The 20,298-nt window shown below is 61.2% G+C and carries 18 protein-coding genes; 7 read left to right on the forward strand and 11 right to left on the reverse strand.

Features of this window, described 5'->3' with window-relative positions:
* Nucleotides 1–22: 22 nt before the first annotated feature.
* The 5 genes from JQC81_RS24695 to JQC81_RS24715 form a co-directional block, all read right to left on the reverse strand.
* Nucleotides 23–1,000 carry an ABC transporter ATP-binding protein gene (locus JQC81_RS24695; protein WP_203274459.1) on the reverse strand — a complete coding sequence of 326 codons (978 nt, stop codon included), beginning with the start codon at nucleotides 998–1,000 and terminating at the stop codon, nucleotides 23–25.
* The gene (locus JQC81_RS24700; RefSeq protein ID WP_203274460.1) at nucleotides 997–1,971 is read right to left on the reverse strand and encodes an ABC transporter ATP-binding protein; all 975 of its coding nucleotides are present in this window, start codon (nucleotides 1,969–1,971) and stop codon (nucleotides 997–999) included. Before JQC81_RS24700 ends, JQC81_RS24695 begins: the two co-directional genes overlap by 4 nt.
* Nucleotides 1,972–1,975: 4 nt before the next feature.
* Nucleotides 1,976–2,872: an ABC transporter permease gene (locus JQC81_RS24705; protein WP_203274461.1), complete on the reverse strand. Its 897-nt coding sequence runs from the start codon at nucleotides 2,870–2,872 to the stop codon at nucleotides 1,976–1,978.
* Nucleotide 2,873: 1 nt separating this feature from the next.
* Nucleotides 2,874–3,791 (reverse strand): ABC transporter permease, encoded by a 918-nt coding sequence (locus JQC81_RS24710; protein WP_147021819.1) that lies wholly within the window; start codon nucleotides 3,789–3,791, stop codon nucleotides 2,874–2,876.
* Between the two features lie 192 nt (nucleotides 3,792–3,983).
* A complete protein-coding gene (locus JQC81_RS24715) occupies nucleotides 3,984–5,516 on the reverse strand; it encodes an ABC transporter substrate-binding protein (RefSeq protein ID WP_203274462.1) in 1,533 nt (510 codons plus the stop codon).
* Nucleotides 5,517–5,690: 174 nt separating this feature from the next.
* Between JQC81_RS24715 and JQC81_RS24720 the strand changes: the two genes are divergently transcribed.
* Both JQC81_RS24720 and JQC81_RS24725 read left to right on the forward strand, forming a co-directional pair.
* A complete protein-coding gene (locus JQC81_RS24720) occupies nucleotides 5,691–6,620 on the forward strand; it encodes a LysR family transcriptional regulator (RefSeq protein ID WP_203274463.1) in 930 nt (309 codons plus the stop codon).
* Between the two features lie 68 nt (nucleotides 6,621–6,688).
* Nucleotides 6,689–7,849, forward strand: a complete 1,161-nt coding sequence (locus JQC81_RS24725) for a M20 family metallopeptidase (protein WP_246520641.1) — start codon at nucleotides 6,689–6,691, stop codon at nucleotides 7,847–7,849.
* Between the two features lie 24 nt (nucleotides 7,850–7,873).
* Here JQC81_RS24725 and JQC81_RS24730 read toward each other — a convergent pair whose 3' ends face one another.
* Genes JQC81_RS24730 through JQC81_RS24745 form a run of 4 tightly spaced genes read right to left on the reverse strand, consistent with a single transcriptional unit; the run spans nucleotide 7,874 to nucleotide 12,562 of the window.
* Nucleotides 7,874–8,908: a 4-hydroxythreonine-4-phosphate dehydrogenase PdxA gene (locus JQC81_RS24730; RefSeq protein WP_203274464.1), complete on the reverse strand. Its 1,035-nt coding sequence runs from the start codon at nucleotides 8,906–8,908 to the stop codon at nucleotides 7,874–7,876.
* Between the two features lie 35 nt (nucleotides 8,909–8,943).
* On the reverse strand, nucleotides 8,944–10,137 hold the full coding sequence (locus tag JQC81_RS24735) for a CaiB/BaiF CoA transferase family protein (RefSeq protein ID WP_203274475.1): 1,194 nt from the start codon (nucleotides 10,135–10,137) through the stop codon (nucleotides 8,944–8,946).
* 55 nt (nucleotides 10,138–10,192) lie between these two features.
* Nucleotides 10,193–11,716: a malonate--CoA ligase gene (locus JQC81_RS24740; protein WP_203274465.1), complete on the reverse strand. Its 1,524-nt coding sequence runs from the start codon at nucleotides 11,714–11,716 to the stop codon at nucleotides 10,193–10,195.
* A gap of 48 nt (nucleotides 11,717–11,764) precedes the next feature.
* Nucleotides 11,765–12,562, reverse strand: a complete 798-nt coding sequence (locus tag JQC81_RS24745; RefSeq protein WP_203274466.1) for an enoyl-CoA hydratase/isomerase family protein — start codon at nucleotides 12,560–12,562, stop codon at nucleotides 11,765–11,767.
* Between the two features lie 249 nt (nucleotides 12,563–12,811).
* Between JQC81_RS24745 and JQC81_RS24750 the strand changes: the two genes are divergently transcribed.
* The 5 genes from JQC81_RS24750 to JQC81_RS24770 all read left to right on the forward strand — a co-directional run bounded on the left by JQC81_RS24750 (nucleotide 12,812) and on the right by JQC81_RS24770 (nucleotide 17,959).
* Entirely contained in the window at nucleotides 12,812–13,498 is a 687-nt protein-coding gene (locus JQC81_RS24750) for a GntR family transcriptional regulator (protein ID WP_203274467.1), read from the forward strand.
* Between the two features lie 130 nt (nucleotides 13,499–13,628).
* On the forward strand, nucleotides 13,629–14,159 hold the full coding sequence (locus JQC81_RS24755) for a gamma carbonic anhydrase family protein (RefSeq protein WP_203274468.1): 531 nt from the start codon (nucleotides 13,629–13,631) through the stop codon (nucleotides 14,157–14,159).
* Nucleotides 14,160–14,507: 348 nt separating this feature from the next.
* Nucleotides 14,508–15,455 (forward strand): NAD(P)-dependent oxidoreductase, encoded by a 948-nt coding sequence (locus JQC81_RS24760; protein ID WP_281400391.1) that lies wholly within the window; start codon nucleotides 14,508–14,510, stop codon nucleotides 15,453–15,455.
* A 111-nt stretch (nucleotides 15,456–15,566) separates the two neighbouring features.
* Nucleotides 15,567–16,688 (forward strand): M20 family metallopeptidase, encoded by a 1,122-nt coding sequence (locus JQC81_RS24765; protein ID WP_203274470.1) that lies wholly within the window; start codon nucleotides 15,567–15,569, stop codon nucleotides 16,686–16,688.
* The gene (locus JQC81_RS24770) at nucleotides 16,685–17,959 is read left to right on the forward strand and encodes an amidase (protein WP_203274471.1); all 1,275 of its coding nucleotides are present in this window, start codon (nucleotides 16,685–16,687) and stop codon (nucleotides 17,957–17,959) included. Before JQC81_RS24765 ends, JQC81_RS24770 begins: the two co-directional genes overlap by 4 nt.
* 317 nt (nucleotides 17,960–18,276) lie before the next feature.
* Here JQC81_RS24770 and JQC81_RS24775 read toward each other — a convergent pair whose 3' ends face one another.
* Nucleotides 18,277–19,869: a gamma-glutamyltransferase family protein gene (locus JQC81_RS24775; protein WP_203274472.1), complete on the reverse strand. Its 1,593-nt coding sequence runs from the start codon at nucleotides 19,867–19,869 to the stop codon at nucleotides 18,277–18,279.
* Nucleotides 19,870–19,902: 33 nt separating this feature from the next.
* A partial coding sequence (locus tag JQC81_RS24780; RefSeq protein WP_203274473.1) for an ABC transporter permease occupies nucleotides 19,903–20,298 on the reverse strand: 396 nt, incomplete at its 5' end.

Genomic DNA, 20,298 nt, shown 5'->3' on the forward strand with positions numbered 1-20,298 from the left:
ATGGCGCGCAGAGGCGCCATCATCACTGTGTGGATGGGATGCTCTGTCCGGGATCGTGAAGATGACAGGCGACTGCATCCCGCCCGAGTTGGAGGAGGCGCGGCACGGTGGTGCTGCAGTGGGGCATCCGCGCAGGGCAGCGCGGATGGAACGGGCAGCCGGGCGGCGGGTTGAGCGGGTCCGGAAAGGCAAGGCCGAGCCCGGTCTCCGGAATACCCTGTCCTGGTTCCGGTGTCAGGACGGAGGCCAGGAGCGCCTTGGTGTAGGGATGGCGCGGCGTTCTGAAGAGGGTTTCCGTTTCCGCCAGTTCAACGACGCGGCCGAGGTACATGACCGCAACGCGGGTCGCGATATGCTCGACCACGGCGAGGTTATGGCTGATGAACACGTAAGTCAGGCCGAGTTCCCGTCGCAGATCCATCAGCAGATTGAGGATTTGCGACTGGACGGAAACGTCGAGCGCAGAGGTCGGCTCATCACAGACAACGACCTCCGGGTTCATAACGAGGGCCCGGGCAATCGCCACGCGCTGGCGCTGACCGCCCGAGAGCTCGCGGGGATAACGATCCGCGAAGCGCTGGGGCAGGCCCACCTTGTCGAGGATCTCAAGTGCCTGCTTGCGCCGCTCCGCCGCGGTGCCGATGCCATGGACCTCAAGCGGCAGGGCCACGATAGACGCGACTGTCCGCCGGGGATTGAGCGAGGAATAGGGGTCCTGGAACACAGGCTGCACCCGCCGGGCCATGCCCTTCCGGCCAAGAGTCCGGATGTCCGTTCCGTCGAGCGTGATGCCGCCCTCGGTTGGCGGCAGGAGGCCAAGGAGCATGCGGGCGAGCGTGGACTTGCCACAGCCGGACTCGCCCACGATCCCGAGCACCTCTCCCTTGCGAATGTCGAGGCTGATGCCATTGACGGCATGCAGCTTCCGACGTGCTTTGAACATACCTTGGCTCACCTCGAAGGAGCGGGTGAGATCGCGGGCTTCGAGGAGCGTCGTCATACTGCGTTCTCCAGAATGCAACGCCATTGGTGGCCGTCTTCTGTTTCTTTCACGGGTACCGTCGCGGCACAGATGTCACGAGCATGGCTGCAGCGGTCGCGGAAGCTGCAGCCCCGGATCTCGCCAATCAGCGAAGGCACCACGCCCGGAATGACGCCGAGCTTCCCACCCGGCACCGTGCGGCCGGGCACCGGAATGCAGTCGATCAGTCCTTGTGTATACGGATGTCGCGGGTTGGCGAAGAGAGAAGCCGTCGGGCCTTCCTCCACGATCTGGCCGGCATACATAACGGCCACCCGGTCAGCGATGCGCGCCACGATGCCGAGATCGTGGGTGATGAGCACCATTGCAATGCCGAGCTCGCGCTGAAGGTCGGCAAGGAGACGCAGGATCTGCGCCTGGATCGTCACGTCGAGCGCCGTCGTGGGCTCGTCCGCGATCAGCAGGTCAGGGCCACACATCAGCGCCATCGCGATCATGACGCGTTGGCGTAGACCGCCGGAAAGCTGGTGTGGGTACTGACCGAGGCGCTGGGCCGCCGAGGCGATGCCAACCTTGCCAAGCAGATAAACGGCTCGCTCCCGTGCCTCCGCTTCGCTCGCACTGCGATGCTGGCGATAGGCTTCTACGAGCTGGTTGCCGATCGTGTAGGCCGGGTTCAGCGCTGTCATCGGCTCCTGAAAGATCATCGCCATGCGATCGCCGCGCAGGGTATTGACACGCTTGCGGCTAGCCTTGCCGAGATCCTCGCCGGCGAAGGCGAGGCGTCGGGCTGTTCGGGTCGCGGCCTTGGGCAGGAGATCCATGATCGCGAGAGAAGTCATGGACTTGCCGCAGCCGGATTCGCCGACGAGGCAGAGGGTTTCTCCGCTCTTCACGGAAAAGGAGATGTCGCGCACTGCGTGAAGAGCGCCACGCGGAGTGGCGATGTCGACGCTCAGACCGCCAACTTCGAGGATTGCTTCGCTCATGGGCTCAGACTCGTCCTTCCGGCGAGATCACGTCGCGCAGGCCGTCGCCTGCGAGGTTGATGGCGAAGATCAGCAGCGCCAGCGCCGATCCCGGAATGGCGATGAGCCAGAAGGAGAAGAACATGTAGGCCTTCGCCTCCGAGATCATGAGGCCCCAGGAGGGCAGAGGCGGCTGCACGCCGAGGCCGAGGAAGGAGAGTGCGGCTTCCAGCAGGATGGCGCTTGCGGCCTCGAGGGTCGCGACGACAATGAGATGGGGGGCGATGTTGGGCAGTACCTCCCGGAGGATGATGCGCGTGGTGGACGCCCCTGCGGCTTCCGCGGCGGCGACGTAGTCGAGGGAGCGGACCTGCTGGGTTGCGCTACGCATCACCACCGCAAAGCGGTCCCACTTGAGAAGCCCCAGCACCAGAATGACGATCCACAGGGAGCCGCCGACCATGGCCACCACAGCGAGGGCCACGAGGATCACGGGCATCGAGAGGCGGGTGGTGACGAGGAAGGTCACCATGAGATCCATTTTGCCGCCGAAATAGCCTGCCATCAGGCCAAGCGTCGTGCCGATAATCCCTGAAATCAGAACGACGCTAATGCCAATCAGCAGAGAGATCTGTGCGCCGTAGAGCACGCGGGAGAGATAGTCGCGCCCGAGTTGATCCGTCCCGAGCGGATGCAGCCACGATCCCTTTGCGTACCAGACGGGGGGCACGTTCCGGAGAGCAAGGTTCTGCGCATAGGGATCGTGCGGCGCGATCAGCGGCGCGAGGAGGGCTAGCGTTATGATAACCGCGAGGATGCCTGCCCCAATGACGAAGGCCTTCTGACCCAGGAAGCGACGGGCGAGCCGCCTGCCGGGCGATGCTTCCGCCACTGTCGGAACGGAGAGAATTGTGTCGGTCATGTCAGGCCACCCGGATGCGCGGATCGAGCCACGCGTTGGCAATGTCGGAGGCAAGGGTCAGGAGCACGTAGAGGATCGACAACAGCAGGACGATGATCTGCATGACGGGGAAGTCCTTGTACGTGATGCTCTGATAGGCGAGGTATCCCAATCCATCGAGGGCGAAGATTGTTTCGATGACGACCGACCCGCCGAGCAGGAAGCCCAGCTGCACCGCCGTGAGCGCTACGACCGGAACAACCGCATTCCGCAGCGCATGCTTGAAGATGACCTTGTGCGTAGGCAGTCCCTTGGCGCGGGCGGTGCGGATATAGTCTGCCGACAGAACCTCGATCATTCCGGCGCGGATGAGACGCATGAAGGCCGGTGCGACGTAGTAGCCGAGCGCGATGGTAGGCATGATGAAATGAAGCCACGTACCCGAACCCGAGACCGGCAGCCAGCGGAGGGTAATGGAGAAGACCATCACGAGGATGAGCGCGAAGAAGAAATTGGGCAGCGCCTGTCCCACCACGGCTATGGCAAGAGCCAGCCGGTCGATCCAGCTGTTCGCGTAGACTGCCGCTAGAACACCGAGGGGAATCGAGATGAGCAGAGCGAAGCCCAGCGCCGTGAAGCCGAGAATGATCGTGGTGGGGAGCTTGTCGAGGACGAGCCTGCTCACATCGGTCTTGAAGTAGAGAGAGGTTCCGAAATTACCCTGGAGCGTCTGCCAGAGCCAATCGACATACTGCACGACAAGCGGCCGGTCGAGACCGTAGGTCTTCCGAATGAGATCAAGGTCTTCCTTCTGTGCGCCTTCGCCTGCAATGGCGAGTGCGACGTCGCCCGAGAGGCGAAGGAGAAAGAAAGTGATGGCCGAGACTGCCAGCGCTACGAGGAGCGCCAAGCCTAGGCGTTTGAGGATATAGCCGATCACGGCATTGCTCCGTGTTGATCCAGCAACGGATCACTAACCTGTCGAGACCGCTATCGTGTCCTTTGAATGGGATCGGGCTGGCGTCGGACAAGATGCGTCATGATACGCAAATGCAGCGTCTGCGTTCTCTTCTGATCCGGTCAGAATCGGAGCGGCTCGCTGAGAGCCGCTCCGCCCCGCAGGAGCGCAGGCCTACTTCCAGGTCATTTCCCAGAAGCGGGGCATTTCGTCTGGGTAAGCCTTGAAGTTCAGATCCGACGTGGCGACGTAGTAGACCGGCAGCGAATACAGCGGCACGGCGTAAGCCTTGTCGGCGATGATCTTCAGGGCGGCTTTGTAGGCTTCCTTACGGACTTCCGGATCAACCGAGTTGTCGCCCTTCCCGAGGAGATCGCGCACCTGCGGATCGCGGGTGATGTCCTCGGAGCGGAACGCGAAATAGTTCGGGGTTGCGGCGGAGACATCGTTGACCGAGAACGAGCCCCAGGTCTGGTGCGTGAGCATCGCCTTGTTGCTGGCGACCTGCTCGCGCATGGCGGCATACTGCAGGAAGCGCAGATTGGTCTTGATGCCAACTGCTTGGAGATAGCCGATCAGGGCCTCGGTTTGGTTACGCTCGCGATAGGCAAGGATGTCGAGCTGTAGGCCGTTAGCGAAGCCTGCCTCGGCCAGGAGCTGCTTAGCCTTGGCGGGATCGTAAGGATAGCGTGTGGCGCCCTCGTCGGTGCAGCCGAACTGGCTCGGGAAGCAGATGGTGTTGATGACGCGCGATCCAGCGCCGACGATCGACTTCACCATTCCTTCGCGGTCGATGGCGTGGATGATGGCCTTACGCACGCGCTCGTCCTTGAGCGCCGGAGCAGGAGTGCCTTCAAGCATGTTCATCTGCATGAACACGATTCGCATGGTCTCGCCAGAGACGACCTGGAGGGTCGGCACGGCCTGGAGTTGGTCAGCCTGATCCTTCGGCACATGCATGATGAAGTCGATGCCGTTGGAGATCACCTCTGCCATTTGCGTCTGGCGGTCCGGGATGAAGCGGATCTCAATCTTGCCGATCTTGGGCTGGGGCTTCGGAGAGTCCTTGAAGTAGTCGGCGTTCTTTTCAAGGGTGATCGACTTGCCGGGGACGTAATTCGTCACCTTGTAGGGACCAGAGCCGACAGGCTTGTCATTTTGACCCTTGGGGCCGACCTTCTCATAATACTCGTTCGGGTGGATGACGACTGGACCCGCGAGATACTCGATGGCCGCCGGGAAGACCTGCTTGGTCGTGAGGCGGACCTTGTACTTGTCCAGCTTCTCGGCCTTCTCGATCCAACTCACGTTGTTCTGAGTAACGACCTTGTTTTCGGGTTTGGAGACGAAGTTCAGCGTGTAGACGACGTCGTCCGCGTCGAACTCCTCCCCATTGTGGAACTTCACACCCTGGCGCAGATCGAATTCGATGGTGCGGTCGTCGATTTGCCGCCACGCCGTCGCGAGTTGACCCTTGTACTCGCTGGTATTGGGGTCGCGGTAAACGAGAGTATCCCAAACGTGCTGGCCGATAATGACGCCGATGCGCACATTGTTGAAGAATGGATCAACGCTCTCGGGCGCCTGGTCATAGGCGAAGCGGACAGTGTTATCAGCTTTTCCGGCAAGGGCTGGGGCTGCAAAGATGCTGGACAGTAGCGCGGTTGAAGCGAGGCTGAACAAGGCTGCCTTACGTGTGAAGCTCATCATTGGTCCTCTGGAATAGTAGTTGTTATTTTGTTTCTTTTGCGCCGCGCCATTGATCGTTGCCAACCAACAGGGAATGCGGAACCATTCCGAGCCTGCCAAGAATACTGGTTTGCTGCAATAAGAATGATTAGAATGGATCGTTGCTGAAACGGCAATGAAGCGAGTTTCTTGATGCACCGGTCAGCTTTGCGCTATTTTCTCGAAGTCGCCCGGACGGGATCTATCAGCGCGGCGGCTGAACGGTTGCGCGTAGCAGCATCAGCCGTCAGTCGGCAGATGGCGAAGCTTGAACAGGAATACGAAACACCTCTGTTCGAGAGGCGGTCGCGCGGCATGGTTTTGACCCATGCGGGACGCCTACTCGCATCTTATGCACAGCGCGCATCGCTCGAGAGCGACCAGATCCAGAAGGAGATCCGCGAACTCAAGAGTGCCACGCGCGGTCTTATCCGTCTTGGCGTGACCGAGGGGCTCGCGGTCAGTTTCGTTCCGGAAATGATCTATGCCTTCCGCAAGGAGCGCCCGCACGTCCTATTCGACATCAAGGTCGTAGGGCCCGCGAATGTGGTGACCTGCGTCCAAGAGGGAGAAGTGGATGTGGGAATCACCTTCTCGCTGTCTCCCGAGGGAGGGGTGCGTATTCAATGGCAGCGCGCCATGCCAGCCTTTGCGCTGGCAAGCGTCGATCATCCCCTGATCGGGCGCGGACGAGTCTCTATTGCGGAGCTGTTCGAATATCCCGTCGCGATAATGGACGATGCGGCAACCGTCAGACAAGTGCTCGACATTTACTGCGCCAGCAAGGGCATCTCTCTCGAACCCGTCGTCAGCTCGACCAACATCGCCAGCCTTTTCACACTCTGCCAGCTTGGCGGCGCCATAACGTTCTCGACCTATATTTCGGCGCGCCGGGCGGTGCGTGATCGGCATTTGGCTATCGTGCCGTTCGAAGAGGCGAGCTTTCTTGAACGCAATATGCAGATCCAGACCATGCTGGGGCGCACCCTGCCGCAGACGACCCGGGACTTCATCAGCTTCCTTACTGCAGAACTGGAAACACCAGGAGCAACACATCCGTTGGCGGGAGGGGATGTAAATTGACTCCGCATCTCGCATTGGCACATGAAACGGGATGCACGATCAAATTGCCGCCGGACAGGAGAGGGGCCATGAGCACGACCTTGGAGACGAAAGTCCTGGAATGGCTGGATGGCCAGAAGCAGGCGATGATCGATCAACTGCGCGTGCTCGTCGACATTGATAGCGGGAGCTACGACAAGGAAGGGGTTGATCAGGTAGGGGTTCAGATCCGCAATTTCCTTGTGGACGCCGGCCTTAATTGCGAGACGATCGCGAACCCGCGCTTCGGCGATGGCCTCAGGGCCACCCTCGGCGAGCCCGATGAGCAGCGAAGACCAATCCTGCTGATGGGGCATCGCGACACGGTTTTTCCAGAGGGCGAGGCCCAGCGGCGCCCGTTCCGCATCGAGGGTGGACGTGCCTACGGGCCCGGCGTCGCGGATATGAAGGCCGGCCTCGTGATGAACAGCTTCGTTCTCGCAGCCTTCGCACGGTTTGGGGCAGCTGGCCCGCTCGTCGGCCTCTACACGAGTGACGAGGAAATCGCCTCGCCCTCGTCCCGCGCGCTCATCGAGCAGGAGGCCCGACGGGCTCGCGCTGTCTTCAATGCCGAGCCAGGACGTCCGAGCGGGAACGTGGTGACTGGGCGCAAAGGCGGGGTGTTCATGCGAATGGAGATCCAGGGCGTTCCCGCGCACTCGGGTGTCAATTTCGAGCAGGGCATCAGCGCCATCGAGGAACTTGCGCTCAAGGTCAGCGCAGTTCATGCGCTGACTGATCTGGCACGGGGTATCACATTGAACGTTGGGGTCGTCTCGGGTGGCATGTCGGTGAACACGGTCGCACCCCATGCCAGCGCCGAGATCGACTTACGCTATGTCGAGCCACAGGATCGCGACGAGATCGTCGCAAAGATCGAGAAGCTCGTTGCCACATCCTTCGTGAACGGCACCACGGCGAATCTGCAGATCCTGGGCGAGTTCGTTCCCCTTGTGCCGTCGGAAGCCTCCCGGCGGCTATTCGAACTTTATGTTGGATGCGCGCACCGCATCGGGCTCACGATTGGTGGGGAATTTACCGGCGGTTGCGCCGACTCAGGGTTTGCCGCCGCGATGGGGGCGCCGACTCTCTGCGCAATCGGACCTTGCGGCGGCAAAGCCCACAGTCCGGACGAGTACCTGGAGCTCGACACCATGGTGCCGCGCGCCCAAGCGCTGGCTCTCTCCATACTGGCGCTCGGCCCGCCATAGGAGGTGAGGGGGGCAGTGCCCCTCTCACAATGATGCTGGAGTTGCAGCCCGGCGTCGGGATGCGGCCATCTCGGCGGCGAGCAGTATGGCCGCCCGGGTGGCGCCGATATTGGCAATGCCTCTGCCTGCGATATCGTAGGCGGTTCCGTGCGCCGGCGTGCAGATCGGGAACGGGAAGCCGCCGAGCAGGGTGACGCCGCGGTCGAAGCCCATCAGCTTCATCGCGATCTGGCCTTGGTCGTGATACATGGTCAGCACGCCATCGAACGTTCCACTCTTGGCACGCAGGAATACCGTGTCGGATGGAAACGGTCCGTCCGCCTCAATGCCGAGACTCCTAGCCTCCTCAACCGCTGGCCCGATCACGTCGATTTCCTCTCGTCCGAAATTGCCACCATCACCAGCATGTGGATTCAACCCGGCTACCGCAAGCCGCGGCCGCTCAAAGCCCGCTCTTCGCATCGCGGAGTCGGCGAGCTGCAGGCCTTTCAAGACACGATCGGTCGTGATGAGGCTCGCAACCTGTGACAGTGGGACGTGCGAGGTCACGCGGGCATTCCACAACCTGTCGAGAATGTTGAATTCGCTTGCCGGGCCAGTTATCCCGATCTCCTCAGCTGAAAAGCTGATCTCATCGTCATAAGGAGGATGAGCAAGCCGCATCGCCTTCTTGTTGAAAGGGGTAAAACAGACCGCATCGGCCTGTCCGTGCTTTGCCATGGTGAGCGCATGGCGGAAGTTCTTCAGCGCAAAGGAGCCACCTTCAATGGCAGCTACACCTTGCTCCACTGTCGCCGGATCAAGATGGCCGAGATCAACAAAGACGGGCCATGAGCCCGCTTCGAGCGGATCATCGGCGGGAACGCTCCGGATATCAAGACGAACGCCAGCGATCTCCGCTCCACGATCGAATACTCGCCTGTCTCCGATGACGATTAGTCGAGCAGCCGCATGTACCTCATCGAGAGCCGCGATCTTGGCCGTTAATTCTGGGCTAATGCCCGCCGGATCGCCCATAGCCAGCGCTATGATCGGCTTGCTTTGTAATCCGCTCTGCATTGCAGTTTGCCTTCCGCCAATGTCTGACCTGCGCCCTAGGCGCAGACGACTGCCCCCTCCCGCTGGAAGGAGGCGATCTCTTGCTCTGAGAATCCGGCTTGCATCAGGACATCATGCGTATCCTCGCCATAGACGGGCGCGGCCTTGCGTACCTCGCCTGGCGTACTGGAAAACTTCACAGGCAGGCCCAGCGTCTTGACCGACCCAAGCGTTGAGTGCTGGACCTCGACGAGCATCTGTCGCGCGGCGGTCTGGGGATCATCGAGAGCCTGCAGCATGTCGTAGACTGGTCCGCAAGGCACACCTTTCTTGTCCAGGATTTCGAGCCAGTGCGCCGCGGGCTGGGCGCGGAAGCGCTGCGCAAGCTCTTCCTCCAGTTCTGGAAGATGCCCCATGCGGTCGGCGCCCGTGCGGAACCGGGGATCCTCCGCAAGCTCGGGCGCGCCTATAGCGTCAAGCGTGCGCAGCCAGTTCGTCTGATTGGCGCCACCGACCACAATCCAACCGTCTGAGGCTTGAAATGCCTGGTAGGGGGCGTTGAGCGGATGGGCCGAGCCCATAGCTTTGGGAGCGGCGCCGGTCGCAAGAGCAATGGCCGATTGCCAGTAGGTCTGAACCAGCGCCGCCTCGAAGAGGGAGGTCTCAACCCACTGACCTTCGCCAGTCTTGAGACGATGCGTATAGGCAGCGAGAATGCCCATGGCAGCAAGAATGCCGGCGGTGATGTCGGAAAGCGGCGGCCCACATTTCGCGGGGGCTCCTCCCGGTTCACCTGTGAAGCTCATGATGCCGCTCATGGCCTGCGCCACGAGGTCGAAGCCGCGTCGGTCCTTGTAGGGGCCGGTCCGGCCGAAGCCGGAGAGGGAGCAGTAAATGAGCCCGGGATTGTCCTTCTTCAGATCCTCATAGCCGAAGCCGAGGCGCTCCATCACGCCTGGACCAAAATTCTCGACGAGGACGTCTGCTGACTGCACGAGTTGGCGCAGAACCTTCTTGCCGCCTTCCGTCTTCAGATCGAGCACGATGCCGCGCTTGTTGCGGTTCATCATCATGTAGGCTGCGGCCTCATCTCCGATCTTCGGCGGGAGCATGCGCCGCGTGTCGTCCCCGTCGGGCGATTTCTCGATCTTGATGACGTCGGCCCCCATATCGGCAAGCATGAGCGTGCAGGTCGGCCCCGCCATGACGTGCGTCAGATCGACGACCTTCATTCCATTGAGTGGACCCATCAAATCCTCGTATATTGCCGGCGGCAGTGCTACGGCGATGCAGGCGCGCTGGGGGTTAAGCATGGCGACGCTCAAAGAGATCATTGTACTGCTCGCGCAGGACGTTTTTTTGAACCTTGCCCATGGTGTTGCGCGGCAATTCGTTCACAAAGAGCACGCGTTTGGGTTGCTTGAACTTGGCGAGGGTGTCGCGAACATTCGCTATGATCTTTTCCTCGGACAGCGCAGCGCCGGGTTCCGGCACCACGACGGCTGTTACGCCCTCACCGAAGTCAGGATGGGGCACTCCGATGACGGCGGATTCCTGAACGCCCTCGATCGCGTCAATGGCAAGCTCGATTTCCTTCGGGTAGACGTTGAACCCGCCCGTGATGATCAGATCCTTGCCGCGGCCGACGATGTGGACATAGCCACGCTCATCGATCTTGCCGACGTCGCCCGTGATGAAGAACCCGTCCGGACGGAATTCGGCCGCCGTCTTCTCCGGCATGCGCCAGTAGCCCTTGAACACGTTCGGACCCTTGACCTCGATCATGCCGACTTCGCCAAGTCCGAGCAGGCGTCCGGTTTCGGGATCGGCAACGCGCAATTCAACGCCGGGGAGCGGGAAACCCACGGTTCCGGCAATCCTATCCCCGTCGTAGGGGTTTGAGGTGTTCATGCCCGTTTCGGTCATGCCATAGCGTTCGAGGATCGCGTGGCCGGTGCGGGCTGCGAACTCGTCGTGCGTTGATGCCAGAAGCGGAGCCGAGCCGGAGATGAAGAGCCGCATGTGGGCGACACGCTCACGAGTGAAATCGGGATGCTCCAGCAGGCGCGTGTAGAAGGTGGGAACACCCATCATGACGCTGGCTCGAGGCAGAAGCCTGATCATCTCGTCGGCATCGAACTTCGGCAGGAAGAGCATCGAGGCGCGGGCAGCGAGCACCACGTTAGTCGCCACGAATAGACCGTGGGTGTGATAAATCGGAAGGGCGTGGAGAAGCACATCGTCGGCCGTGAAGCGCCAGAAATCGACCAGCGTCAGGGCATTCGACATCAGATTCCGGTGGGTCATCATGGCGCCTTTGGAGCGCCCTGTCGTCCCCGAGGTGTAAAGGATGGCCGCAAGATCGTCGGGAGCAGCGGGATGGTTCTCGAAGTTCTCTGATTGATTGCCTGCCAGGTCCATGAGGCTGCCGTCACCCACCGTGCCCAGTGTTTCAGCCCGACCGCCAACTTTTGCGGCGATAGCTGAAATCTCGGTTCGAGAAGAGGGACGGCAGACAACGAGGCGCGGCTCGGCGTCTCCGATAAAATAATCGACCTCACTCGCGGTATAGGCCGTGTTCAGCGGAAGATAGACGGCTCCGGCCCGAACGCAGGCGACATATAGGGCGAGCGCTTCAGGTGACTTGTCGACCTGCACGGCGACACGATCGCCGGGCTCTACTCCGCTGCCTCTCAAGGTATGGGCAAGACGCGCTGTGAGCGCAAAGAAGCGGCGGTAGGTAAACGCGCTGCCGTCTGGTGTTTCCAGGAGGACTTTATCGGCAAGCTCTGAGGGAACGTCGAAGAGCGGCAGCAATGTCGTTGTCATGTCCGGATCGATCTGTTCGGGGCGGGCAAGAAGAAACGGGGAGGGCGCTCATTCCCCTTGGAAGTTCGGAGTGCGCTTGTTGAGGAACGCGTCGATGCCCTCCCGGAAATCCTGGCTCATATAGCACATGAGAATCAGGTCCTCGCCCCCGCCCGGGGGAATTGTCGGTCGCAGTCGACGCAGTGCTTCCTTGCAGGATTGGAGGGTGAGCGGAGCGTGGCTCGCCACGGTGCGGGCGAGTTCCTCCGCGCGGGAGATCAGGTTGTCCGGGCTCTCAACGATCTCGCTGACCAAGCCGATCTGGAGCGCTTCGGGGGCTTCGACCAAGCGGGCGGTGAAGATCATTTCCTTGAGCCGGGCGGGACCGATCAGGGCCGCAAACCGGCTGTAGTTGGACATGGACAGGCAATTGCCGAGCGTACGGGCGATCGGCAGGCCGAAGCGCGCATTGGCGGCGGCGATCCGCAAGTCGCAGCAGCCCGCGATCCCGGCTCCGCCGCCCGTACAGGCGCCGGCGATAGCCGCGATCGTCGGCACACGGCATGTTTCAAGGGCGCTCAGAACGCGGTCGATTCGGCCTTCATAAGCGATGGCATCTTCAGGACTGTCGAAGGCACGAAACTGCGAGATGTCCGTGCCTGCAGCAAAGGCCTTGCCGCCAGCCCCCGTGAGCACCATCGCCCGGACCAGGCGGTTGGCGTTGACCTCGGCGCATATCTCCGCGAGGCGTTCATACATCGCGAAGGTGAATGCGTTGCGCGCCTCAGGCCTGTTGAAGGTAACGAAGACGACCCCGTCCCGCAGCTCGTAAAGAATTTCGTCGCCCAGCGTGGTGTTCGTCGTCATCGCATTATCCATCAGCAGCCTCGGTCCGCTTGGGCTCCTCGGCAAGTTTCAGGTATCGGCTCACTGCCCTCCCGAGCAGCAGTTTGCCGCGGCAGAGGAGCAATTCGGAAAATTTGAATGCAAAAATGGTCAAAGGCAACAATTTTATTGAATGGCTATGCGGAAATCCGGCATAAATGAATGCATGACGAGGAACTTTGGCCCCTGGCAGCACCAGAACAGGCATGCAACAGGCGAGGACGAACGATCATGCTGCATGAGGAGGTAGTCTCTCGAGTCAGATACATGCTGATGGAAGGAGAGATTCCGCCGGGAGCGCGTGTGCCGGAGCGCGACCTGTGCCTCACCTTGGGTATTTCGCGCACGCCATTGCGCGAGGCACTGAAAGTCTTGGCTGCGGAGGGCTATGTCGTCCTGCTACCGAACCGAGGCGCGAGAGCAGCCAAGCTGACTCAGAAGGACATTCAAGATCTGTTTGAGGTATGCGAGAGCCTTGAGGCGGCAGCCGGCGAGCTTGCCTGCTTGCGGATCGCTGATGAGAAGGTCGACCAGATTTCCGTTCTGCATCGTGAGATGGTCAAGCACTACCAGAGCAGGGACCTTCCGCAATACTATCGTTGCAATCGCCTGATCCATCAGGCGATCGTTGATGCCGCCGACAATGCCGTATTGGCTTCGCTTTACGAGTCGGTGACGACCCGCATTCGCCGGGCACGTTTCGTGGCGCCGATGCCTCCGAGCCACTGGGAGCTTGCAGTCCATGAGCACGAAGCGATCCTTAATGCCCTGCAGCGGCGGGACGGCACCGGCCTCTCGCACATTCTTCGCCGACATCTGCGGCACAAGCGCGAGGCGGTTGAGCGCGCCGGTTTCGCCGAGAGCTCACAGCCCGTGGAGCAACAGGCCAAGCCGACGCGACGGGCAGCCGCGGGCTGAGAGAGGTCAAGATCGTTTTTATGCGACGTGTCGCTCCGGCAAGCTGCACAGCAGCACGCGTCTCATGCGTGGCCCCGAGCTACATGATGTGGAGCGATGTCCCCGACGGGGAAAGGGAGGAGGGAGCGAAATGCCAATATATGAACTGGACGGCGTAAAGCCCGAATTGCCGGAGGCCGACACCTTTTGGATTGCTCCAGATGCCCATGTTATCGGGCGTGTTCGACTTGGACAGGAAGTTGGGGTGTGGTTTGGGGCTGTCTTACGGGGCGACAACGATACGATCTCAATAGGGGACCGCACCAACATCCAGGAGGGGGCGATGTTGCATGTGGATGAAGGATTTCCGCTGACCATCGGCGCAGATGTCACGATAGGGCACCATGCGATCGTTCACGGCTGCACGATTGGCGACAATACGCTCATTGGGATGGGTGCGACCATCCTCAACGGCGCCCATATAGGAAAAAATTCAATTGTTGGTGCCAATGCCCTCGTCACAGAAGGCAAGGAGTTTCCCGACAATTCACTGATTGTCGGCGCACCTGCGAAAGCCGTGCGCGTACTGGATGCGGAGGCGGTCGAAAGGTTGGGTGCATCCGCTGCAAGTTATGTGGCGAACTGGCGGCGGTTTGGTAAAGGCTTGAAGCAGATAAGTTAGCCCATGTCCCAACCACCGTCAGGCGATCGGTAGAGCTGCACAGGTGCAACCCGAGCAAAACAGCGTTGAACCCAACGTACAGAGGAATGGTGTGCTCGTGTTGAACAACGCGGATGTGATGCTCGCCGTCCCCATCGGGAATCTCAGCGTCACCTGCATCAAAGCCGCCGGGAGGAGACCTCTCTGGCCGCCAGGCTGGTTTGACTGATCTGATCCACGCCGGCTCGGGGCACGGCGTTAAGCCTGCCGAACTGGCTGATCACGACGGATTCATTGGCTTCGGCCGCTTCACCTCGTACGGATCAGGGCGCGTTTTCTGTCTGGATTCCGAACCGGGGGCGGTTTTGCTTGGGAAAGCAGTTTCGGCAAAAGTTAAAGAGGGACGAAAGGAAGCAGAAGATGAACAATGCTCAAGATGTAAAATCTCGCGTCGGCATCGTTGGTGTTGGATTGATGGGTCACGGCATTGCCCGAAACATCCAACGGGCTGGCTGGCCTATCGCCTTTCTCAGTCATCCTGGCAATCAGCCAGTTGATGACTTGACCAGCAACGGTGCCGTTTCGTTCGACACCGGTTCAGACCTTGCAGCAAGTTGCGACACCCTAATCATCTGTGTCACAGGCACGCCACAGGTGGAGGATGTTCTGTTCCGCTCGGATGGCATTCTGAAGGGATTACGTCCTGGAGGCGTGATTATTGATTGCTCGACTGCAATTCCCGAATCCACGAAAAAGATTGCCGCAGCCGTCACTGCTGCCGGAGGCCACTTCCTTGATGCACCGATGACACGGACGCCAGAAGAGGCGGCAGAGGGACGCCTTAACCTCATCGTCGGAGGTGACAGGGACCTGTTCGAGACGCTTCTGCCGCTGATGCGCAGTTATGCTGAAAACATCACCTATGCTGGTGCAGTCGGTGCAGGGCACACGCTCAAACTTTTGCACAATTTCGTGTCGCTCGGCTTCTCGGCTGTCCTTGCAGAAGCAGCCGCCTGTTCCGCAAAAGCAGGTGTCGACCCAGTGGTGCTGGCCGAAGTTCTCGGGAGCGGCGGAGGAGCCGGCGTCGTGTTCGAGCGTCTTAAACCGTTCATCCTCGCCCAGGATGCTTCCGGCTTCCGCTTTAGTCTCGCCAATGCTCGCAAGGACATAGGATACTACGTCGAGATGAGCCGTAGTGTGGCTGCCGAAAACGGTGCTGCCACGGCTATATTCCAAGTTTATGATCAAGCGTGCAGCGCGGGACATGAGCAAGCAGCGGTACCGGAGCTGATCAGCGTCCTTTCAGAGAAAAAGTGAACGCCGTCCGCTCGTGGCTGAATTTCGGTAGCATCCTCAGCCTGACAGGTTTCCCTACGAAAAGCGGTCAACAAGCTCACCATTCGAAGTTCTCCTCAGAAAGCGAGGCTCATGACGACTTCACCTGCTGTCGCGCTTACCCAGGCCCTGATCCGCCAGAACACCATCAACCCTCCCGGCAATGAGGCTCAATGCGCAGCCCTCGTGGCCAAGCGGCTGGAGGAGAATGGCTTCACCGTCACGGCAATCCCGTTCGGGGAGGGGCGCACGAACCTGATCGCGCGCCTCGGCGGCCGGAATGCCTTACCGCTTGCCTTTACCGGCCATCTGGACACTGTGCCGCTTGGCTCGCAGCCATGGTCGGTCGACCCGTTCGGCGGCGATATTGAGGGCGACCGGGTGTATGGCCGCGGCTCCAGCGACATGAAGGGCGGCGTTGCTGCCTTTGTCGAGGCCTGCATCGCCCACCGTGCCGCGCTGGAGACAGGCCCCGGCGCGGTGCTGATCATCACCGCCGGGGAGGAGACCGGATCGGAAGGAGCCTACCATCTGTGCCGACAGAAGGAGCTTATGGGGGCTGCCGGTGCCCTGATCGTTGCCGAGCCAACCTCCAATACCCCGCTCATCGGCCATAAAGGGGCCCTGTGGCTGAAGGCCGTCGCACGGGGCGTGACCGCGCACGGCTCGATGCCAGACAGGGGGGAGAACGCCGTCATCAAGGCAGCGCATGCGGTCGTGAGGCTGACCGACTTTGACTTCAACGTGCAGCGGCACGCGGTGTTGGGGGGGGCGACGTTGAACATCGGGACCTTCCATGGCGGCTTGAACACCAACTCGGTTCCCGACCGTGCCGAGGTGACCCTCGATATCCGCACTGTGCCGGGCCAGGCGCATGCCGCCGTGCGCGAGATGGTCGGGAGCTTTCTGGGCAACGAGATGGAAATCTCGCCGATCATCGATGTGCCAGCCGTCTGGACCGACCCCAGCGATCGGTGGATCCGGCGGGTCTTCGAGATCATGACGCCGCTCTTGGGAGAGATGCCCATGCTGCAAGGGGCGACATACTTCACTGACGCCTCGGCGCTGACCCCGGCCATGGGCAACCTGCCAACTGTCATTCTCGGCCCTGGAGAGGCCGCCATGGCGCACCAGACGGACGAGTACTGCCTCGTCTCGCGCATCGACCGGGCCGTGGAGGCCTATGGCCGGATCATTGAGGACTGGTGCAAATGACTGGACGTCTCACTGCTCTTGAAGCCGCGCAGCGCATTGCTGATGGTAGCCTCACCAGCGAGGCTCTGGTCCGCGCCTGCCTGGACCGCATTGGCGAGCGCGAGCCGGTCGTACAAGCATGGCAGCACCTGGACATGGATGCTGCCCTGAACATGGCACGGCACGTGGACCGGTTCGGCTCCGGTCCCCTGAAGGGGATCCCCATTGGGGTCAAGGACATCATCGACACGGCGGACATGCCAACAGGTTACGGCTCGCCGCTCTACGAGACATTCCGGCCGCCGCGCGATGCCGCCTGCGTGGCCTTAGCGCGGCAGGCTGGTGCATCGGTTCTCGGCAAGACGGTGACCACCGAGTTCGCTTACTTCCAGCCGGGCAAGACCCGCAATCCGCGTGACCCGGGCCGGACACCCGGCGGCTCCTCCTCCGGCTCGGCGGCTGCGGTGGCCGATGGCATGGTGCCGTTGGCCTTCGGCACGCAGACGGCCGGGTCTATCATCCGCCCAGCCAGCTTCTGCGGCTGCGTGGGCTACAAGCCGACCTTTGGCCTGATCGACCGCACCGGCGTGCGCCCGTTCGCAGAAAGTCTCGATACGGTCGGGTTTTTTGCATCAACCGTCCAGGATGCTGCTTTCTTCGCCTCCGCCATTGCGGGTCGTCCAGACCTGCATTTCACGGATGAGGTGTTCCGGCTGCGCATCGGTCTGACCCGGACCCATGCATGGGAGGCCGCCGAACCTGCCACGGCGACGGCTCTCGACGAGGCTGCGGCGCGGCTGCGTGCAACTGGGCTGGAGGTCCGCGAGGTTGCCCTTCCCGAACGGTGGCGCGGATTGTTGGATGCACAGAAGACCATTATGGCCTTTGAGGCGGCGCGGTCCCATGCGCCGGAGATGCTGACCGCATCCGACCGTCTCAGCGTAAAGCTGCGTGAACTTCTGGAGGCTGGCGCGCTGATTGCGCCCGAGGACTACGATGCCGCCAAAGCGCTTGTGGCGGAGTCCCGCGCCGGCTTCAGCGATGTGCTGGACGGGCTTGATGTGCTGCTCACCCCAAGCGCGCCCGGTGAAGCGCCGGAGGGATTGGAGGCAACCGGCGACCCTGTTTTCAACCGGATGTGGACGGCTTTGGGAGTGCCTTGCATCTCCGTGCCGGCTTTGACTGGACCCTCCGGGATGCCGATTGGCGTCCAGGTGGTTGGCCGCTGGGGCGACGACCGACGCGCATTGGCTGCATCCGCTGCAATTGAACAGGTCGTTTTATCTATGTAGATGAATTCCAAGTGGCTCTCTGTGGGAGTTCGGGTCCCATGAGATGATGTGGCTCGGCGGGAGCACAGCGGTCGGCCCGCGCCCTCACCAGCGCCGTAGCGGGCGGGGCGCTGTGCGGTGGTCATCGGATTTCCGGGCGGGTTTGGAACATTCGCTTGCACTCGAAAGACCCTGATGACCACCCTTGCAACAGGCCTTAAGTGGACCTGCCCCTAAATGTAATCCACGGCCTAGGCAACTTTCCGGGCTTGTCATCAGAAGAGATCCTTGGGGAACACCTTGTTAGTCTGGCGCCGCAACACGGCGCCAGCCCTCGATCAGAACCCAATGGCAGCGCCATCCTTCCTGTGATCAGAACCGGCCGCATAGCCGCCGTCAATGCGATGGATCAGTTGAGCGCCGCCAAAGCCAAAGCTCGCTTCTGGCTCCTCTCGGGTGATCTCGTGGCCCAATGCAGCCAAAGCAGAAACCGTACGGTCGGAGACACCATGCTCGACAGCTACCTTTCGGCCATGGACCACGCGCCAGCGCGGTGCATCGCTGGCGGCTTGTGGACTTTGCCCCCAGACTTGCGTCCGTAGCACCATCTGGACATGACCCTGGGCCTGCATCGGACCACCCATAACCCCGAAACTCATGAGCGGATTGCCATCCTTCATCAGGAAGCCCGGAATGATGGTGTGGAAGGGCCGCTTATGCGGAGAAACATAGTTCGCATGGCCCGGCTCCAAGGTGAACCCAGAGCCCCGGTTCTGGAGGTGAATTCCTGTACCAGGGACGACCACTCCGGACCCGAACCCACTGTAGTTGGATTGGATAAACGACACCATCATGCCCGAAGCATCAGCAGCTGTGACGTAGACGGTGCCCCCTGCTGTCGGGGCCCCTGCTTCGGGATTGCTGGCAGAAGCAAGATCGATCAGAGCGGCACGCCTGTCCAGGTAAGCGGGACCAAGCAAGTGCTCGACCGATACAGCCATCGTGTTGGGGTCGCCCACATAGCGCTCCACATCAGCGAAGGCGATCTTCATCGCCTCAATCTGCAGGTGCAAGGCTTCAGGTCCATCAGGATCAAGTTTGTCGATCCCGGTGCGTTCCAGGATCCTCAGTGCCACAAGCGCAGCAATGCCCTGGCCATTGGGTGGGATCTCGTGAAGATGGACACCACGGAATGGAACGGAGATCGTGCCACACCAATCAGCACGATGGTCTGCCATATCTGCTTCTGACAAGGCGGCGCCATGCTCGCGAGCGAAATCGGCAATGCGGCGACTGAGATCTCCACGATAGAAGGCTTCACCGTTGGAGGTGGCAATTGCCTCGAGGCTCTTCGCAAGCGGCCGGTTGACGAAGAGTTCGCCCGCCTGCGGCGCGCGGCCGTCTGGCATGAAGCCGTCGCGGAAGCCGGGTTGCTCCGAGAGAACGCTGGCGCCATTTGCCCAAAGCGCGGCGATCGTCGGCGAGATGTGGAACCCATGGCGAGCATATTCCAGTGCAGGGGCAAATAGGTCCGCAAATGGCAGGCGACCAAATCGCGATGAGAGCTCGACCCAGGCCGAGACGGCGCCTGGCACTGTGACACTCTCCCAGCCCCGCTGCGGCATACGGTCGAGGCCTGAAAACCGCTCCGGTGTCCAGCCGGCGGGAGACCGGCCTGAGGCATTCAGACCGTGCAGTTGTTCGCCATCCCAGAGAATGGCGAAAGCATCGCTACCGAGGCCATTGCCGGTGGGTTCGACCACCGTGAGTGCAATGGCACTTGCGAGCGCTGCATCAACGGCGTTACCACCAGCCAGCAGCATACGCACACCTGCCTGCGCTGCCAGAGGCTGCGAGGTGGCAACGATATTGCGAGCGAGGACCGGGACCCGGCGTGCGGGATAGGGGGAGTTGTACGAGAAAGGAGTCATAACTCTCATCATGTTTGCAGAGTTGGCGTGTCTTTACTGTTCGCGGGGATCGAGCGCGTCGCGCAGGCCGTCGCCGAGAAGGTTGAAGCCGAGAACGATCAGGAAGATCGCGGAGCCTGGGAAGATCGACATCCAGGGGGCCTGATCCATGAAGTTCTTAGCGGTGTTCAGCATGGAGCCCCAGGAGGGGTTTGGCGGCTGCTGACCCAAGCCCAGGAAGGACAGGCTTGCTTCCGCGATGATGGCGGTTGCAATGGTCAGTGTGCCCTGGACCAGGATCGGTGGCAGCACGTTGGGAAGAACGTAGCGCACCATGATCCAGAAATCAGGAAGCCCGATAGCCCGCGCTCCTTCCACGTAATCCTCGGCCTTCACAGTCAGCACCTGTCCGCGGGTCAGGCGGATAAAGATCGGCATGGCGGACAAACC

The organism is Microvirga arabica, from assembly GCF_016811235.1.
GTDB lineage: Bacteria > Pseudomonadota > Alphaproteobacteria > Rhizobiales > Beijerinckiaceae > Microvirga > Microvirga arabica.

Bases quoted from the DNA above. Each gene is read 5' to 3' on its own strand.
- JQC81_RS24740 (WP_203274465.1), bottom strand. From the start codon at position 11,716: ATGACAACGACATTGCTGCCGCTCTTCGACGTTCCCTCAGAGCTTGCC.
- JQC81_RS24730 (WP_203274464.1), bottom strand. From the start codon at position 8,908: ATGCAGAGCGGATTACAAAGCAAGCCGATCATAGCGCTGGCTATGGGC.
- JQC81_RS24705 (WP_203274461.1), bottom strand. From the start codon at position 2,872: ATGACCGACACAATTCTCTCCGTTCCGACAGTGGCGGAAGCATCGCCC.
- JQC81_RS24750 (WP_203274467.1), top strand. From the start codon at position 12,812: ATGCTGCATGAGGAGGTAGTCTCTCGAGTCAGATACATGCTGATGGAA.
- JQC81_RS24725 (WP_246520641.1), top strand. From the start codon at position 6,689: ATGAGCACGACCTTGGAGACGAAAGTCCTGGAATGGCTGGATGGCCAG.
- JQC81_RS24700 (WP_203274460.1), bottom strand. From the start codon at position 1,971: ATGAGCGAAGCAATCCTCGAAGTTGGCGGTCTGAGCGTCGACATCGCC.
- JQC81_RS24745 (WP_203274466.1), bottom strand. From the start codon at position 12,562: ATGACGACGAACACCACGCTGGGCGACGAAATTCTTTACGAGCTGCGG.
- JQC81_RS24695 (WP_203274459.1), bottom strand. From the start codon at position 1,000: ATGACGACGCTCCTCGAAGCCCGCGATCTCACCCGCTCCTTCGAGGTG.
- JQC81_RS24735 (WP_203274475.1), bottom strand. From the start codon at position 10,137: ATGGGTCCACTCAATGGAATGAAGGTCGTCGATCTGACGCACGTCATG.
- JQC81_RS24720 (WP_203274463.1), top strand. From the start codon at position 5,691: ATGCACCGGTCAGCTTTGCGCTATTTTCTCGAAGTCGCCCGGACGGGA.
- JQC81_RS24755 (WP_203274468.1), top strand. From the start codon at position 13,629: ATGCCAATATATGAACTGGACGGCGTAAAGCCCGAATTGCCGGAGGCC.
- JQC81_RS24775 (WP_203274472.1), bottom strand. From the start codon at position 19,869: ATGACTCCTTTCTCGTACAACTCCCCCTATCCCGCACGCCGGGTCCCG.
- JQC81_RS24765 (WP_203274470.1), top strand. From the start codon at position 15,567: ATGACGACTTCACCTGCTGTCGCGCTTACCCAGGCCCTGATCCGCCAG.
- JQC81_RS24715 (WP_203274462.1), bottom strand. From the start codon at position 5,516: ATGAGCTTCACACGTAAGGCAGCCTTGTTCAGCCTCGCTTCAACCGCG.
- JQC81_RS24770 (WP_203274471.1), top strand. From the start codon at position 16,685: ATGACTGGACGTCTCACTGCTCTTGAAGCCGCGCAGCGCATTGCTGAT.